General features: G+C 70.4%; 14 protein-coding genes. 9 read left to right on the plus strand and 5 right to left on the minus strand.

Features of this window, described 5'->3' with window-relative positions; translation table 11 throughout:
- The first annotated feature begins 136 nt into the window (after positions 1-136).
- Together Vqi01_RS11800 and Vqi01_RS11805 are read left to right on the plus strand one after the other, a co-directional pair.
- Positions 137-1,483, plus strand: coding sequence for a CE1 family esterase (locus Vqi01_RS11800; protein ID WP_204034789.1), 1,347 nt, complete (start codon positions 137-139; stop codon positions 1,481-1,483).
- Positions 1,484-1,605: 122 nt separating this feature from the next.
- Positions 1,606-2,415: a TrmH family RNA methyltransferase gene (locus Vqi01_RS11805; RefSeq protein ID WP_204034790.1), complete on the plus strand. Its 810-nt coding sequence runs from the start codon at positions 1,606-1,608 to the stop codon at positions 2,413-2,415.
- Positions 2,416-2,545: 130 nt separating this feature from the next.
- On the opposite strand, the gene Vqi01_RS11810 is transcribed toward Vqi01_RS11805, so the two are convergent.
- Positions 2,546-3,901, minus strand: a complete 1,356-nt coding sequence (locus Vqi01_RS11810; RefSeq protein WP_204034791.1) for a MurL-like N-terminal domain-containing — start codon at positions 3,899-3,901, stop codon at positions 2,546-2,548.
- A gap of 125 nt (positions 3,902-4,026) precedes the next feature.
- Here Vqi01_RS11810 and murD point away from each other — a divergent pair, with 125 nt between their 5' ends.
- A complete protein-coding gene (murD, locus tag Vqi01_RS11815) occupies positions 4,027-5,376 on the plus strand; it encodes a UDP-N-acetylmuramoyl-L-alanine--D-glutamate ligase (protein WP_204034792.1) in 1,350 nt (449 codons plus the stop codon).
- Positions 5,377-5,416: 40 nt separating this feature from the next.
- On the opposite strand, the gene Vqi01_RS11820 is transcribed toward murD, so the two are convergent.
- The gene (locus Vqi01_RS11820) at positions 5,417-6,790 is read right to left on the minus strand and encodes an acyltransferase family protein (RefSeq protein ID WP_204034793.1); all 1,374 of its coding nucleotides are present in this window, start codon (positions 6,788-6,790) and stop codon (positions 5,417-5,419) included.
- A 290-nt stretch (positions 6,791-7,080) separates the two neighbouring features.
- Between Vqi01_RS11820 and Vqi01_RS11825 the strand changes: the two genes are divergently transcribed.
- The 4 genes from Vqi01_RS11825 (at position 7,081) to Vqi01_RS11840 (ending at position 11,510) form a co-directional block, all read left to right on the plus strand.
- Positions 7,081-8,043 (plus strand): MurR/RpiR family transcriptional regulator, encoded by a 963-nt coding sequence (locus tag Vqi01_RS11825; RefSeq protein ID WP_204034794.1) that lies wholly within the window; start codon positions 7,081-7,083, stop codon positions 8,041-8,043.
- A 122-nt stretch (positions 8,044-8,165) separates the two neighbouring features.
- Complete coding sequence (gene ngcE, locus Vqi01_RS11830; RefSeq protein WP_204034795.1) at positions 8,166-9,569, plus strand: N-acetylglucosamine/diacetylchitobiose ABC transporter substrate-binding protein; 1,404 nt, start codon at positions 8,166-8,168, stop codon at positions 9,567-9,569.
- A 35-nt stretch (positions 9,570-9,604) separates the two neighbouring features.
- The gene (locus Vqi01_RS11835; protein ID WP_204034796.1) at positions 9,605-10,546 is read left to right on the plus strand and encodes a carbohydrate ABC transporter permease; all 942 of its coding nucleotides are present in this window, start codon (positions 9,605-9,607) and stop codon (positions 10,544-10,546) included.
- A gap of 13 nt (positions 10,547-10,559) precedes the next feature.
- Complete coding sequence (locus Vqi01_RS11840) at positions 10,560-11,510, plus strand: carbohydrate ABC transporter permease (RefSeq protein ID WP_204034797.1); 951 nt, start codon at positions 10,560-10,562, stop codon at positions 11,508-11,510.
- Positions 11,511-11,639: 129 nt separating this feature from the next.
- On the opposite strand, the gene Vqi01_RS11845 is transcribed toward Vqi01_RS11840, so the two are convergent.
- The 3 genes from Vqi01_RS11845 to Vqi01_RS11855 all read right to left on the minus strand — a co-directional run bounded on the left by Vqi01_RS11845 (position 11,640) and on the right by Vqi01_RS11855 (position 13,025).
- Positions 11,640-12,014: a type II toxin-antitoxin system VapC family toxin gene (locus Vqi01_RS11845; protein ID WP_204034798.1), complete on the minus strand. Its 375-nt coding sequence runs from the start codon at positions 12,012-12,014 to the stop codon at positions 11,640-11,642.
- Positions 12,011-12,268, minus strand: coding sequence for a type II toxin-antitoxin system Phd/YefM family antitoxin (locus Vqi01_RS11850; RefSeq protein ID WP_204034799.1), 258 nt, complete (start codon positions 12,266-12,268; stop codon positions 12,011-12,013). Before Vqi01_RS11850 ends, Vqi01_RS11845 begins: the two co-directional genes overlap by 4 nt.
- A 61-nt stretch (positions 12,269-12,329) precedes the next feature.
- The gene (locus tag Vqi01_RS11855) at positions 12,330-13,025 is read right to left on the minus strand and encodes an ArsR/SmtB family transcription factor (RefSeq protein WP_204034800.1); all 696 of its coding nucleotides are present in this window, start codon (positions 13,023-13,025) and stop codon (positions 12,330-12,332) included.
- 64 nt (positions 13,026-13,089) lie between these two features.
- Here Vqi01_RS11855 and Vqi01_RS11860 point away from each other — a divergent pair, with 64 nt between their 5' ends.
- Positions 13,090-13,752: a hypothetical protein gene (locus tag Vqi01_RS11860; RefSeq protein ID WP_204034801.1), complete on the plus strand. Its 663-nt coding sequence runs from the start codon at positions 13,090-13,092 to the stop codon at positions 13,750-13,752.
- Positions 13,749-14,501: an isocitrate lyase/PEP mutase family protein gene (locus tag Vqi01_RS11865; RefSeq protein ID WP_204034802.1), complete on the plus strand. Its 753-nt coding sequence runs from the start codon at positions 13,749-13,751 to the stop codon at positions 14,499-14,501. Before Vqi01_RS11860 ends, Vqi01_RS11865 begins: the two co-directional genes overlap by 4 nt.
- The last annotated feature ends 49 nt before the right edge of the window (positions 14,502-14,550 follow it).

Raw genomic sequence — 14,550 nt, forward strand, 5'->3', positions numbered from 1 at the left:
CGCGATACGTTGCGAAGTGGGAGCCGGGGGCGCACTCAATTGTCATGCAAGCTTCGTGATCCGGGCAACGCGACACCACCACCACGCTGCATCGCACCGCCTGCGCGTCGCATTGCGACGCGGAATGGAGTACACGATGGTGAGACACAGATCGCTCTTCGGTCCCGCCGCGCTCGCGGCGCTTCTCGTCCTGGGCGTGGGCGCCGTGGGGCTGACCAGCACCACCAGCGCCACCGCCTCGTCTGTGAACGCCGCCCCGGTCGCGGCCGGGGAGGTCGGCACCCTCGCGGCGTCGGCCGGATGCGGTCGGGCACCGGGCCTGAACAGCGGCACGCACACGATTCAGAGCGGCGGCAAGAGCCGTAGCTTCATCCTGCGGCTACCGGCCAACTACAACCAGAACAACCCGTACCGGTTGGTGTTCGGATTCCACTGGCTGGGCGGCACCGCCGTGGACGTGGACACCGGGCAGACGGTGCAGCGGGACGTCTGGTCGTACTACGGGCTGCGGCAGTTGGCCAACAACACCACGATCTTCGTGGCGCCGCAGGGGCTGAACAACGGTTGGGCGAACTCCGGCGGCGAGGACGTGACGTTCGTCGACGACATGCTGCGCCAGATCGAGTCGAACCTGTGCGTGGAGACGACCCTGCGGTTCGCGCTCGGGTTCAGCTACGGCGGCGGGATGAGCTTCGCCCTGGCCTGTGCGCGGCCGAACGTGTTCCGGGCAGTCGCGGTGTACGCGGGCGGGCAGATCAGCGGATGCAGCGGCGGCACCGGCCGAATCGCGTACCTGGGCGCCCACGGTCTCAGCGACAACGTGCTCAGCATCTCCGGCGGGCGGACCCTGCGCGACCGGTTCGTCACCAACAACGGATGTACGCGGCAGAACCCGCCGGAGCCGGCGGTGAACAGCCGTACCCACATCACCACCGACTACTCCGGATGCGCGGCCGGCTATCCGGTGCGCTGGATCGCCTTCGACGGCGGCCACACCCCCTCTCCGCAGGACGGTGGCAGCAGTTACACCTTCCTGCCGGCCGAGACCTGGCAGTTCTTCACCCAGTTCGGTGCCGGCACCACCCCGACGCCGGGCCCGACCACTCCTCCGCCGGGCCCGACCACTCCTCCGCCGGGCCCGACCACCCCTCCGCCGGGCGGCACCAGCGCCTGCCGGGTCGCGGTCAACGTCAACGCGTGGAACAACGGCCTGACCGAGGACATCACCATCACGAACACCGGTAACAGCACGATCAACGGCTGGTCGCTGGTGTTCACCCTGCCCGGCGGGCAGAACATCACCAGCGGCTGGAACGCCAGCTACTCGCCGACCTCGGGGCAGGTCACGGCGCGCAACGTGTCCTACAACGGCACCATCGCCCCGGGGGCCTCCGTCGGTATCGGCTTCCAGGCCACCCACACCGGCAACTCCGACAGACCGTCGTCGTTCACCCTGAATGGCTCCACCTGCACGATCGCCTGATCGGTGCGGCATCCCGGTCGGTGCCCGAGCCGGTACCGACCGGGACATTGCCGTGCGGTGTTAAGAAGGGGCCCTTCCTCTACCGGAGGCGTTAATACGGGGCCCTTCCTTACACTCGGCGGGTGCCTGTGGAGCTGATCACCGAGCCGGACGACGAGCGGATCGGGGACTATCGTGCGCTGACCGACGTGGAGCTGCGGACCCGCTGGGAGCCACCACACGGTCTGTTCATCGCCGAGGGTGAGCTGGTGCTGCGGCGGGCGCTGCGGGCCGGCTATCCGGCCCGGTCGTACCTGGTCGACGCCAAGCGGGTCGACCAGCTCGCCGACCTGGACACCGGTGACGCCCCGGTCTACGCCGCCACGCAGGACGTGCTGCGGGCGGCCACCGGCTTCCACGTGCACCGGGGAGTGCTCGCGTCGTTCCGGCGCAAGGCGTTGCCGGCCGCCGCCGAGGTGCTCGCCGCCGCCGGCCGGGTGGTGATCCTGGAGGACGTCAACAACCACACCAACCTGGGCGCGATCTTCCGGGCGGTCGCCGCGCTCGGGGTGGACGCCGTGCTGCTCTCCCCGTCCTGCGCCGACCCGCTCTACCGGCGCAGCGTACGGGTCAGCATGGGCGAGGTGTTCGCCGTGCCGTACGCCAAACTGGAGCCCTGGCCGGCGGCGCTGGCGGAGGTGCGGGCCGCCGGCTTCACCGTGCTGGCGATGACCCCGGCACCGGACGCGGTGCCCATCCAGCGGCTGGATCCCGCCCAGCGGGCCCGCGCCGCGCTGCTGCTCGGCGCCGAGGGCGCCGGACTGACCCGGGCGGCCATGGAGGCGAGTGACGCCCGGGTGGTGATCCCGATGCGGCGCGGTGTCGACTCGCTCAACGTCGCCGCCGCCACCGCCGTGGCCTGCTGGGAGCTGGGCCGCGACGACCCCCTCTGACCGGCGCAAGCGGCCCGCCCCACCCCACCCCGCCCTTCCTCGCCGATCTTGCACTTTCGGTCGGCGGTTCGCCCCCTTTGTCAACTTTTGTGCCGACGGAAACTGCATGATCGCCGGTGAAAAAGGGGGGTCAGGTGGTGAGGGAGTGCAGGGCCTTGGTGTAGGTGGGGGGGATGTGGTTGGGGGCGGTGGTGGGGGTGAAGGTGTCGGAGGTGGCGGCGGTGGACCAGGCGGTGTCGGGAACGGCCGCCACGAGGGCACGGACGACCGGGGTGTCGCGCCAGTCCGGCTGCTGGGCGAGCAGGCTGAGCGCCACCACCGATTCCTCCACCTCGCCGACGCACTCGAACGGCTTGTGCCCGTCGACGCCGAGCAGCTCCCGGTAGCCGGGGATCTGGGTTTCGTCGGCGAGCAGGTCACCGCCGAAGATGTGGGTGATCCGCTCGCGGGGCATGAACGGCGCCAGAGCCAGGAAGACGAAGCGGCACTTGGGGCAGTTGCGGCACCACCGCTCGCTGGCGTCGCGCAGCTTGAACGCGGCGTTGCAGCTGGTCACCACATCGTCGTAGCGGTCGATCGAGGCGAACAGCCGGGCGATGTGCAGCTCCGACAAGGGGCGCAGCAGGGAGAAGTACGGCTCGGCCAGCCCAGCGTGCTCGGCCAGCGCGGCCCGCAGCAGCCCCTCGGCCTCCACCCCCTTGGACCACTGGTGGTTGATCTCGTGGCCGTTCCAGATCAGGTTCGGGTCCGACGCCGAGCGCTCGTTGGACATCACCACCGGGCCCAGCCCGTGCAGCACCGCAGTGGCGACCGCGATCAACGAGTTGATCGCGGTGACCGGGATGTGCCCGTTGCGGGCGCCCATCGCGTTCAGCTCGAGCAGCACCGGGTCGATGCGCCGCCGGGCCGCGAGGGGGGTGAGCCCGGAGGCGGCGTTCACGGCGTCGATCACGTGGTTCGGGTTGACCGAGAAGGGCACCGGGTCGAGGCCGGCGCGGCGCAGCGCCTCCAGGCTGACGATCGAGTCCTTGCCGCCGCCGACCGCCGACAGGGGGCGCCGGTCGGAGTTGTCGTACGGGGCGGCGGGCGTGACCCGGCCGTCCGGGATGCGGGGGGTCAGCTCCAGCACGTACGGCAGCTGGTTGCGGTACGCGTACTCGGCGAGGCCCTTGGTGTAGACGGCCGTGACGAACTCGGCGGCGGCCGGGCCGAGCGGCGCCGGCAGCACCAGCTGCCCCGGCGCGGCGGCCTTGTAATAGCTGACCCCGGCCACCACGTGCAGCAGTTCCAGCACCCGGCCGAGCGCTGCCACGGCGGCGTCCGACGGTGACTGCTCGGGCACCGGTAACGTGATCACTTCGGTGAACCGCTGCTCGCCGTCGGGCCCGGTCAGGGCGTAATCGAACAGCGCCTCCCCAGTGGCGAGGTCGATCGAGTAGGACGGGAAGGTGAAGGCGTCCATCCGCGCCAGCTGCGTGTTGGGCACACGCCATACTAGGCCCTGGTTCGTCCGGCCGTGCCCGGCTCCGCCGTGTACCGCGACGGAGTGCGGGGCTGGCGACCGCCGGACCGCGCCTGTGCCATGCCGTCGTCGAAATCCGAGGAGAGCTTGTGCGCCTGTCTGAGCTGCGCGGACGTACCGTCGCCGTCTGGGGGGCCGGTCGGGAGGGGCGGGCCGCGGTGACCGCGATCGCCGCCCACGGTCCGGCGAACCTGGTCGCCGTGGACGACAGCGCCAACTTTCTCTCGCTGCCCTGGGACGGGCCGCTGGCGGAGGCCGCCCCGCTGGTCACCGGCGAGGAGGGCTTCGCCCGGTTGGCCGCCGCCGACGTGGTGGTCCGCTCGCCGGGCGTGCCGCAGACCCACCCGTGGCTGGTGGAGTTGCGCCGCCGCGGCGTGACCGTCACCCAGGGCACCGCGCTGTGGATGGCCGATCACGGCGAGCGCACCATCGGGGTGACCGGCAGCAAGGGCAAGAGCACCACGTCGAGCCTGATCAGCCATCTGTTGGCCGCCGTGGACCGGCCGAACGTCTTCGGCGGCAACATCGGCGTACCCACGCTGGACCTGCCGGCGGCGGAGCTGTACGTGCTGGAGCTGTCCAGCTACCAGTGCAGTGACCTGACCGACTCGCCCCGGGTGGCGGTGGTCACCGCGTTGTTTCCCGAGCACCTGGACGCGCACGGCGGTGAGCGGGAGTACTACCGGGACAAGCTCAATCTGCTGGCGTACGGGCCCCGCACGGTGGTGGTCAACGGCGCCGATCCCCGCCTGCTGTTCGAGCTCGGCGACCGGGCGGCGGTGCGGGCCGGCACGGCGGACTCGGTGAACGTGGCCGCCGGGTCGGACGGGACCCCCTGGTTCCACCTGGTCGACCGGCCGCTCTTTCCCCGGGCGGTGCTGCCGCTGGTCGGCCGGCACAACGAGGGCAACCTCTGCGTGGCGCTGGCCGTGCTCGACGCGCTCGGCGTGGACCTGGTCGACCGCAAGGACACCCTGGCCGTGGCGGTGGCCGAGTTCCAGGGGCTGGCCCACCGGCTGACCGAGATCGCCGACCCGTCCGGGCTGACCTTCGTCGACGACACTCTCGCGACCAGCCCGTACGCGGCCATGCACGCCATCGACGCGTACGACGGGCGGCCGTTGACGGTGATCGTCGGCGGCAACGATCGGGGTGTCGACTACAGCCCGCTACGCGAGCACCTGGCCGAGCGGGAACTCACCGTGATCGGCATCCCGGACAGCGGTCCGCGCATCCTCGCGGCGCTCGACGGGCTGCCGAAGGTGCGTACCGAACTGGTCGAGGATCTGACCGCCGCGGTGCGGCTGGCCCGGCAGGTCACCCCCGTCGGCGGGGTGGTGCTGCTCTCCCCGGCCGCGCCGAGCTACGGCCGGTTCCGCAACTTCGAGCACCGCTCCGAGGTTTTCGCCGAAGCCGTCCGCACCACCGTCCCCGCCTGACGCGGCCGGGTGCTGCCCGGTCCCGGCGATTCAACCTCGGTCACCTAGATCCGGACCTGAGCAGGCGCAGGATGCTCACCCCGGCCAGGTACGCCACCAGCGCCCCGACGGGCAGCCCGAGCGGCTCGGGTGCGGTCTTCGCGGTGGCGCTGTTGAGTACCAGGGCGTACACGGCGGCGGAGAAGGCGGCGAGAGTGAGCACGCTGCGCGCACCGGCCCACCAGCCGGCGGGGGAGCGTCTCACGGTGGAGCGGCCGGTGCGGGCCTCGATCGGGCCGAAGAGGGCGACGAGCACGGCCAGCACGACGGCCAGCATCAGCACCCAGGGCAGCCGCCAGGCGAACCAGGCCGCCGAGCCGGCCGGCGGGGTGGGCAGTACGCCGAGCCCGTCCAGCGCGCCGACCAGCAGGATCACCGCGGTCAGGTGCCACAGGAAGACGGTGAGCACGACCGCGTTGACGCCGACCACCGCTTGCCACGGGCGGCTGCGGTGCAGCCAGCGTTCAGCTCGTTCGCGGAGCAGCAGGATCAGCCCGAGTTGGGCGGTGGCCACGGCGAGCAGCGCCACGCTGGGCGGACCGGCGTTGGCCATCCGCTCGCCCGGCATGTTGATCATGCTGACCGGATACGGGCCGACGGTGGTGAGCAGCACCGCGACGGCGAGCCCGCCGACGATCATCACCAGGGCGGCCCGGGGCGACATGGGCAGGCACCGGGTCCGGAGTCCCCGCTGCCGGCCCGCTGTTGGCTGGCAGTTGCCCCGGCGGGCGTCGTACCAGGCGAAGCCGAGCTGGTGGACGGCGAGCCAGCCGAGCAGGTAGTTGGCCAGCGCCAGCTCGGCCGGGCCGAGCGCCCGACCCAGGTCGCCGACGGCCACCAGCAGCGCCAGGGCCGCCGGCACGGCCAGCCCGAAGCGGCGGTGCAGCGCGTACATCAGCGGGGTCAACGGCACCACCGCCAGGTAGGCGGCGAGGAACCACAGCGGGATGGTGGCGAACCAGACGACGGTGCGGAGCATGCCCGGCTCGGCACCGGCCAACCGCGCGACCAGCGAACCACCGGCGAGCACCAGCACCAGCACGGTGGTCGGGCGCAGCAGCCGGGCACTGCGGCCCAGCAGCCAGCCGGTCGGGTCGCCGCCCCGGCCGCGATGCGCCGTGAGCGAGGCGGCGTTGGCGTATCCACCGACCAGGAAGAACACGGGCATGACCTGGATCGCCCAGGTCAGCGGATCGGCCCAGGGGATCGCGGGCAGGGCCGAGCGGCCGTTGGGCTGGCCGTGCTGGTCGTGGTAGATGGTGACGAACGTCCAGTGGCCGAGGACGACCAGCATGATCGCCAGAGCCCGGAGCAGGTCGAGGTAGCGCTCGCGGTCGGCCGGTGTCCGGGCGGCGAGTCGGGCCAGGCGGCGCATGAGCTGAGGGTATGCCAGCCGCGGCGAGTCATCGGCTCGGTCGCGGTTCGAGGTGGCCGGTCGGTCAGGCGGACGGGAGCACCGGCCGCGACGACGCAATGCATCGACCACCTTCTTACTGGTCAACGTTCATGCTGGTCGCGGCGGCTTTTGATGGCGAGCGACGGGTCGTCTCAGGGAGTGCGCGCGAGGTAACAGTTTGAAAACTTCTGCCACGGCCTTGACACGGAGGTGGCTTCAGTAAGAACTTTTACCACTAACAGTTAACAGTCTTTTCGGAAAGGCGCCCCATGGTTGATCACGAGGCGGACACCTCCGCGGGCACCGCGGTGGCCGACGCCGAGGGGGTCGACCGGCGGGGCGCCCTCGGCGTCGCCTCCGACGGCGTGTTGGCCCGGGTGCGTACCGGCGCCGACGAGCTGACCGGCGCATTGCGCCGGGTCGCCGAGCAGGTGCTCACCGACCCGGAGGCGGCGGCCCGGGCCACCATTGTGGAACTGGCCGAACGCAGCGGCACCTCACCGGCCACGGTGACCCGGTTCTGCCGGGCGATGGGCTTCGACGGCTACGCCGATCTGCGGCTGGGCATCGCCACCGAGACCGGCCGAGCCCGCTCGGCCGGCTGGACCGTCGACATCGGACGCGAGATCCAGCCCGGTGATCCGCTCGAACGGGTGCTGGAACAACTCATCGCCGCCGACACCCGGGCCATGCACGACACCGCCGCACTGCTCGACCTCGCCGAGGTGGAACGGGCTGCGGTCGCCATCGCCGGGGCCAGCCGGGTGAACATCTTCGGTGCCAGCGGCAGCGCCCTGGTCGGCGAGGAGATGCAGTTCAGCCTGCACCGCATCGGGGTGGCCGCGTGGGCGTGGCACGACGTGCACTCCGGGCTCGCCGCCGCCGCGCTGCTGCGCTCCGGCGACGTCGCGCTGGGCATCTCGCACAGCGGCCAGACCCGGGAGGCCATCGAAATGCTCGCCGAAGGCGACAGTCGGGGCGCGACCACCATCGCGCTGACCGGTTTCCGCCGCTCGCCGCTGGCCGAACTGGCCGACATCGTGCTGCTCACCGCCAGCCAGGCGACCACGTTCCGACCGGACGCGTTGTCGGCCCGGCATCCGCAGCTGGTGGTGCTCGACCTGCTCTACATCGCGGTCGCCCAGCGCACCCACGACCGCGCCCACGCGGCCTTCCGGCGTACCGCCCAGGCCGTCGACGGGCACAAGGCCGCGAGAGGGGTCACCGCATGAACGCGGTCGGTGCCCTCTCCGGCACGTCCCCGGCGGGGACGAGCACCACCTCGCCCTCGAGTCGCGGTACGCCGGACGTCTCCGGCGCACCTCCTGACCCGACATCAGAAGGAGAGTCAGAGATGTCCCTTACCCCCGAACTCGATCGCCGTACCCTGCTGCGCCGCGCGGCGGCAGCGGGCCTCCTGGTGACCCCGGCCGCGGGTCTGCTCAGCGCCTGCGCCGGCAGCACGCCGAGCCAGAACAACGACAGCACCGGGCAGAAGAGCAGCGACAACCCCTTCGGCGTGCAGGAGAACAGCGCCGTGAAGGTGGTCATCTTCAACGGTGGTCTGGGTGACGCCTGGGCGAAGGAAGACCAGGCGATCTTCAACGCCAAGCACCCGAGCGTCACAATCAACATGAGCTCCACCCAGAAGATCAAGACCGAAGAGCAGCCAAAGATGGCGACCACGCCCAGCGACGTGGTGATGAACTCGGGCGCCGACATGATGGACATCAGCACCCTGGTCAACGAGGGTGCCATCGAGCCGCTGGACGACCTGCTCGCCGCCCCCGCCTGGGACAGCGAGGGCACGGCCGCCGACTCGCTGCTGCCGGGCACCGTCGTCGACGGCACCTTCCAGGGCAAGTTCTACGTGGTGAACATCGCCTACACCGTCTGGGGCAACTGGTACAACTCCGCCCTGTTCAGCAAGCAGGGGTGGGAGCCGCCGAAGACCTTCGACGAGTTCTTCGCCCTGGCCCCGAAGATCAAGGCCACCGGCATGGCCCCGTACGTGTACGACGCCGTGCACGGCTACTACCCGCGCTGGGCGCTGATGGCCACCATCTGGAAGTCGGCCGGCAAGCAGGCGGTCATCGACATCGACAACCTCAAGGAGAACGCCTGGCGCGCCGAGGGCGTGCTGCCCGCGTTGGAGGTCTGGGAGAAGCTGGTCAAGGACAAGCTGGTGCTGCCCGGCCGGCTCGACCACACCCAGTCACAGCAGGCGTGGCTGGACGGCAAGGCGGCCTTCATCCAGGTCGGCACCTGGCTGAAGAACGAGATGGCGGAGACCATCCCGCCCGGCTTCGAGATGAAGCTCTCCGACTACTGGGGCCTGGGTGCCACCGACAAGGCGCCCAACGACGTCTACGCCGGTGCCGGCGAGGGCATCGTGGTGCCGAGCAAGGCCCCGAACAAGGCGGCGGCCAAGGAGTTCCTGCGGGCGGTGCTCTCCAAGGCCGGTGCGGCGAAGTTCGCCGAGCTGACCAAGTCCCTGGCGTCGACCACCGGCTCGGGGGACAACGTGCAGGACTCGGCGCTGGCCAGCGCCAACGAGCTGATGAAGAACGCCCCGAAGGATCTGGTCAAGGTCAAGTTCTGGGATTTCTACGCCGACCTGGACAAGGAGAGCCAGAACCTCTCCCAGGAGCTGATGGCGGGCCGGATCACCGCCGCCCAGTTCGTCGACAAGATGCAGGCTGCCGCCGACAAGGTCGCCAAGGACTCGTCGATCACCAAGCAGCCCCGAGACGCGTGACACCCCGGATCTGACCGAACGAGGAAGTGAGAGAGATGCGGCACGGTGTTGGGCGTTTCGTCACGGGTTTTCTGGTGTTGCCGGTCGGGCTGTACCTCTTCTACGTGGTGTGGCCCTTCCTCCAGGCGGCCGGATACTCGCTGACCGACTGGGGAGGCTACTCCGACCGGCAGCAGTTCGTCGGGCTGGAGAACTACCTCCGGCTGTTCACCGACGAGCTGATCAGGAAGGCGTTCTGGCACAACGTCTTCTTCCTGGTCACCGTGCCGCTGTGCACCATCGCGCTGGCCCTGTTCCTCGCGTTCCTGCTCAACGTGGGCGGACGCGAGGACAAGGCCGGCATCCGGGGCGTCTTCGGCTCCGGCCTGTACAAGGTGATCTTCTTCTTCCCGCAGGTGTTGTCCCTGGTCGTCATCGCGGTGATGTGGCAGCAGATCTACCGCGCGGACGGCCAGGGACTGGTCAACGGCGTACTGATGAAGATCGGGTTGGTCGCCGAGGACGACCCGATCACCTTCATGTACGACCCGGAGCCCTTCCTCGGCGTACCGGCGGTGCTGTGGTGGCTGCTGTTGATCGCGGTCTGGAGCGGCGCCGGCTTCTACATGGTGCTCTTCTCGGCGGCCATGCAGTCCATCCCGAAGGACATCTACGAGGCGGCCATCCTCGACGGGGCGGGACGTTTCCACACCTTCTTCCGGATCACCCTGCCACTGCTGCGCGACACCGTCTCGGTGGCCTGGGTGTACCTGGGCTTCATCGCGCTGGACATGTTCGCGCTGGTCTTCATCATGACTCCGAGCCAGGGCGGCCCGAACCACGCCAGCGAGATCTTCGCCTCGGTGATCCATTTCAACGCGTTCCAGAAAGGCCAGTTCGGCTACGCCTGCGCGATCGCGGTGGCCCTGGCGATCTTCACGATCCTGCTGGCGGCGTTCCAGCTGAGGATCACCCGTCGTGAGCGGATCGAGTTCTGAGGAGGCCTGGACGATGAGCACGGTGACCCACCCCCTGGCCGGGCCCGACCAGGCCCCGCCGACGGGGCGTACGCCGGGCCGACGTGCCGCCGCTGGCGGCGGGGCCGGGGCGAGGTTCTTCAACGGCTTCTCCCACCTGTTCCTCGCCGTATGGGCGATCATGGTGGTCTACCCCCTGCTGTGGGTGGTGATGTCCGCGCTCAAGACCGACGCGGAGGTCATCCGCAAACCGCTGTCGCTCTTCCCTGAGCGGTTGCAGTGGGACAACTTCGTCCGGGCCTGGACCGAGGGACACATCGGTTCGTTCTTCCTCAACACCGTGCTGGTGCTGGCCGGCAGCGTCTTCCTCACCATGCTGCTCGGCTCGATGGCCGCCTACGTGCTGGCCCGCTACGACTTCCCCGGCAACCGGCTCATCTACTACATGTTCCTGTCCGGGCTGACCCTGCCGATCTACCTGGCCGCGGTGCCGCTGTTCAAGGGCGTCTACAACATGGGCGTGACGCTGCCCTTCCTCGGGCCGAACAAGCACCTCATGCTGATCCTGGTCTACGTGGCCTGGTCGCTGGCGTTCACCGTCTTCTTCATGCACTCCTTCTTCCGCACCCTGCCCACCGCCATCGCCGAGGCGGGCATGGTCGACGGAGCATCGCACAGCCGACTGTTCTTCAGCGTCATGCTGCCGATGGCCAAGCCGGGCCTGATCAGCATCGGCATCTTCAACGTCCTCGGCCAGTGGAACCAGTGGTACCTGCCGACCCTGCTCATGCAGTCGGTGGCCGGTGAGCCGAAGAACCAGGTCATCTCGCAGGGCCTGATCGAACTGTCGGTGAACCAGGGCTACCAGTCCGACTGGTCCGGCCTGTTCGCCGGGGTGACCATGGCGATGCTGCCGGTGCTCATCGTCTACATCGTCTTCCAACGTCAGGTGCAGTCCGGTCTCACCGCCGGCGTCGGCAAGTAACGCCGCCCGCGCCGGCCCGGCCACCGCCGGCCCGGCCACCGCCGGCCCGGCCACCGCCGGGCCGGCGTTCGCCAGCACGAAACGGTGGGCATCGTCCGAGTGAGAGGTCGCCGTGCGGGACAGCTCAGGTCAGACGGCCAGCACCGGTACGTCGTACTGCTGCACGGCAGAGTCACGCGAGGCGAGGACGAGGTTCTCGCACCGCGCCTGAGCCACCAGCATCCGGTCGAACGGATCGCGGTGAATCATGGGAAGTTGACCGGCGAAAATCGCGTGGTCGGCCGTGATGGAAAGGTGCCGGAACCCGCTGCCGCGGACGAGTTCAGGAAGGTTCTCCGGTTCCTTGATTTTGCCGATCGCCTGCTTGATGGCAATTTCCCAGATCGTGGCGGCGCTGACGAAGACGTCCGGCTCGTGGTCCAGTCGGTGCTTGATCTCTGGCGACAGGCCCGGGTCGTCGGTCAACCACCAGATGACGACGTGGGTATCCAGCAGGAGAGTCACGCGGTCGTTCCGAAGTCGTCTGCGATGGCTTCGTTGACCTCGGGGGCGTCCCAGTCCTCGGCGAGCACCAGCTTACCGCGCAGCGATCCTCGTGCGGTGCGGTTGACCCGACGCACGAGCGGGATCACCTTTGCGACCGGCTGGCCGGCCCGGCTGATGACCACTTCCTCGCCCTGCTCGACGCGTTCGATGATCCGCGACAGGTTCGTCTTGGCCTCGTGGATGTTGAACTGGGCGGCAGCCTCGCTTCCCATCTGACCCTCCTTGGCTAAGAGGTTAGTCCACCCGGCGGCCCTGGGTCGAGGACCAGCCACGTCAGTCGAGGCTGATAGCCAACTGGTCCCGTAACATGACTCTGCCGGACGTGGTGAGGCGAACGGCGCGGCCCGACCCGATCCGCACCACCCACCCGTTGCCGAGGAACGTCTCACACAGCTTCGCCCCCGCGAGCCCGCCGAGGTGCTGGCGCCGTTCCGTCCAGTCGAGGCAGCCGCGTACGAGCGGCCGGCGGCTGGGGCGCGGCTGGGCGGGATCCCACCCGAGCACGTCGGCCAGCCAGGCGCTACCGGCCGGGGTGAGGGCGAAGCCGGCGCTCTGGTCCAGCAGCCCCCGCTCGGTCATCGCGTCGGTCACCGCGACGCCGAGACGTCCGGCGAGGTGGTCGTAGCAGGTGCGGCCCCGGCGCAGGGCCGCGCTGGCGGTCGCCGCGCGCAGCCCGCGGGGCGGGGCGGGTCGTGGCTCGATCCGGGCCGACAGGTCTTCCAGCAGTTGCGCCACCGACGGGTCGGCGAGCTGCACGTACCGGTGCCGGCCCTGCCGCCGCTGCACGAGCAGCCCGCCGTCGACGAGGCGATGCAGGTGCCCGGTCGCGGTGGAGGGCGCGACGCCCGCGTACGCGGCCAGTTCGCCAGCGGTCCATGCCCGGCCGTCGAGCAGTGCGAGGCAGATGGCGGCCCGCGTCTCGTCGGCCAGCAGGGCCGCGAGCGCCGCCAGGTCGGAAGGCGAGGTCACCTTTTCATTGTCGGCGGCGACGGTTCGGCTCGTACCGAACGATTGTGCTCGTAGCCTTCGCCGCATGCTGCAGATCCACGGCCGCGACCTGGCCCTCGCCGTCCTGACCGACCCGGCTTTCGTGGTGCCGCCGGTTCCGCCCGCGTCCGCCGGAGTCGCCTGGCTACGGGCCACGGTTGGCCGGTTCAGCGAGGGGGTGGAGCACGAGCGGCGACGTGCCTTGTCGATCGCGGTCCTGGACGCGATCCCGCTCGACTCTCTGCGCCATGCCGGCTCGATCCACCCGGTGGCGGTACTCGCCCGCCAGATGGGCGTGGTCGAACCCGTGGTGGGCCTGGTCCGGGACGTGGCGCAGGCGTACCAGCCGGGGACCGGTGACGAGTCGCGGGCCGACGCGGCGGTCGACCGGCTGGTCGCGGTCTTCGGCGGCGACTTCGACGAGCCGACGGCAGCGCGCATCGGCGTGCTCGTGCAGGCCTGCGAGCCGACCGTGGCCCTGATCGACCGGGCCCGGCACCGCGGGGTCGACGACGTGTTGCGCGATGACCCGCCCGTGCCGGGGACCAAGCGCCAAGCCCTCGTCACCACCACCGTCGGAGACGTGACGGTCGAGGCCGGTGAGGTGGTGCGGGTGCCCCTGGCGGGCGACCTGGCGTTCGGCGCCGGACCCCGGCGCTGCCCTGGCCGCGCCCACGCCCTCGCGCTTGTGGCGGGAGCACACTCATGAGCAGCTTCGCCGCCCTGCATAGGACCAGCGCCCCACTGGTGCTACCGAACGTGTGGGACGTCGCGTCGGCCCGTTTCCTGGTGGAGGCCGGCTTTCCCGCGCTCGGCACCACCAGCCTCGGCGTCGCGGCCACCAACGGCCGGCCCGACGGCATCGGCGCCACCGTGGCCGAGACCCGGTTGCTCGTCCGGCGGCTGGCGTCGCTGCCGGTGCACCTCACCGCCGACATCGAGGCCGGATCCGTCGAGGCGGCGGTCGCGGTGGCCGAGGCCGGCGCGGTCGGCGTCAACATCGAGGACGCCATGGGCCCGGCGGAGACGCACGCCGCGTTGATCCGGTCGGTGAAGCGCGAGGTGCCGCAACTGTTCGTCAACGCCCGCACCGACACGCACTGGCAGCGCCCCGGCGATCTGGCCGAGGCGGTCAGCCGGGTTCGCCGCTACGCGGACGCCGGGGCGGACGGGGTGTTCGTCCCCGGCCTCGCCGAGCCCGCCGACATCGCGGCGGTCGTGGCGGCGGTCGACGTACCGGTCAACATCCTGTTCCTGCCGGGCCGGCACACCGTCGCCGACCTGGCGGACCTGGGCGTGCGGCGGGTCAGCACCGGCTCCCTGCTCTTCCGGGCGGCCCTGGCCGCCGCGCTCGACACGGCCACCGCGGTGCGGGACGGCCGCGCGATCGGCCTGGACCTTCCGACCTACCCGCAGGTGAACGTCGGGGCTCGCCTCGGCCATGCGCAAGGTGGTTGACGCGCACCGCCGACCGAGTGACCGCAGCTGCGGTCCGAGTTGTCGCACG

The sequence above is a fragment of the Micromonospora qiuiae genome (assembly GCF_016863555.1).
In the GTDB taxonomy this organism is placed as follows: Bacteria; Actinomycetota; Actinomycetes; order Mycobacteriales; family Micromonosporaceae; genus Micromonospora; species Micromonospora qiuiae.

Coding starts and splice junctions, on each gene's coding strand:
- Vqi01_RS11860 (WP_204034801.1), top strand. CDS start 13,090: ATGCTGCAGATCCACGGCCGCGACCTGGCCCTCGCCGTCCTGACCGAC.
- Vqi01_RS11800 (WP_204034789.1), top strand. CDS start 137: ATGGTGAGACACAGATCGCTCTTCGGTCCCGCCGCGCTCGCGGCGCTT.
- Vqi01_RS11850 (WP_204034799.1), bottom strand. CDS start 12,268: ATGGGAAGCGAGGCTGCCGCCCAGTTCAACATCCACGAGGCCAAGACG.
- Vqi01_RS11820 (WP_204034793.1), bottom strand. CDS start 6,790: ATGCGCCGCCTGGCCCGACTCGCCGCCCGGACACCGGCCGACCGCGAG.
- Vqi01_RS11825 (WP_204034794.1), top strand. CDS start 7,081: ATGGTTGATCACGAGGCGGACACCTCCGCGGGCACCGCGGTGGCCGAC.
- Vqi01_RS11840 (WP_204034797.1), top strand. CDS start 10,560: ATGAGCACGGTGACCCACCCCCTGGCCGGGCCCGACCAGGCCCCGCCG.
- ngcE (WP_204034795.1), top strand. CDS start 8,166: ATGTCCCTTACCCCCGAACTCGATCGCCGTACCCTGCTGCGCCGCGCG.
- Vqi01_RS11835 (WP_204034796.1), top strand. CDS start 9,605: ATGCGGCACGGTGTTGGGCGTTTCGTCACGGGTTTTCTGGTGTTGCCG.
- Vqi01_RS11865 (WP_204034802.1), top strand. CDS start 13,749: ATGAGCAGCTTCGCCGCCCTGCATAGGACCAGCGCCCCACTGGTGCTA.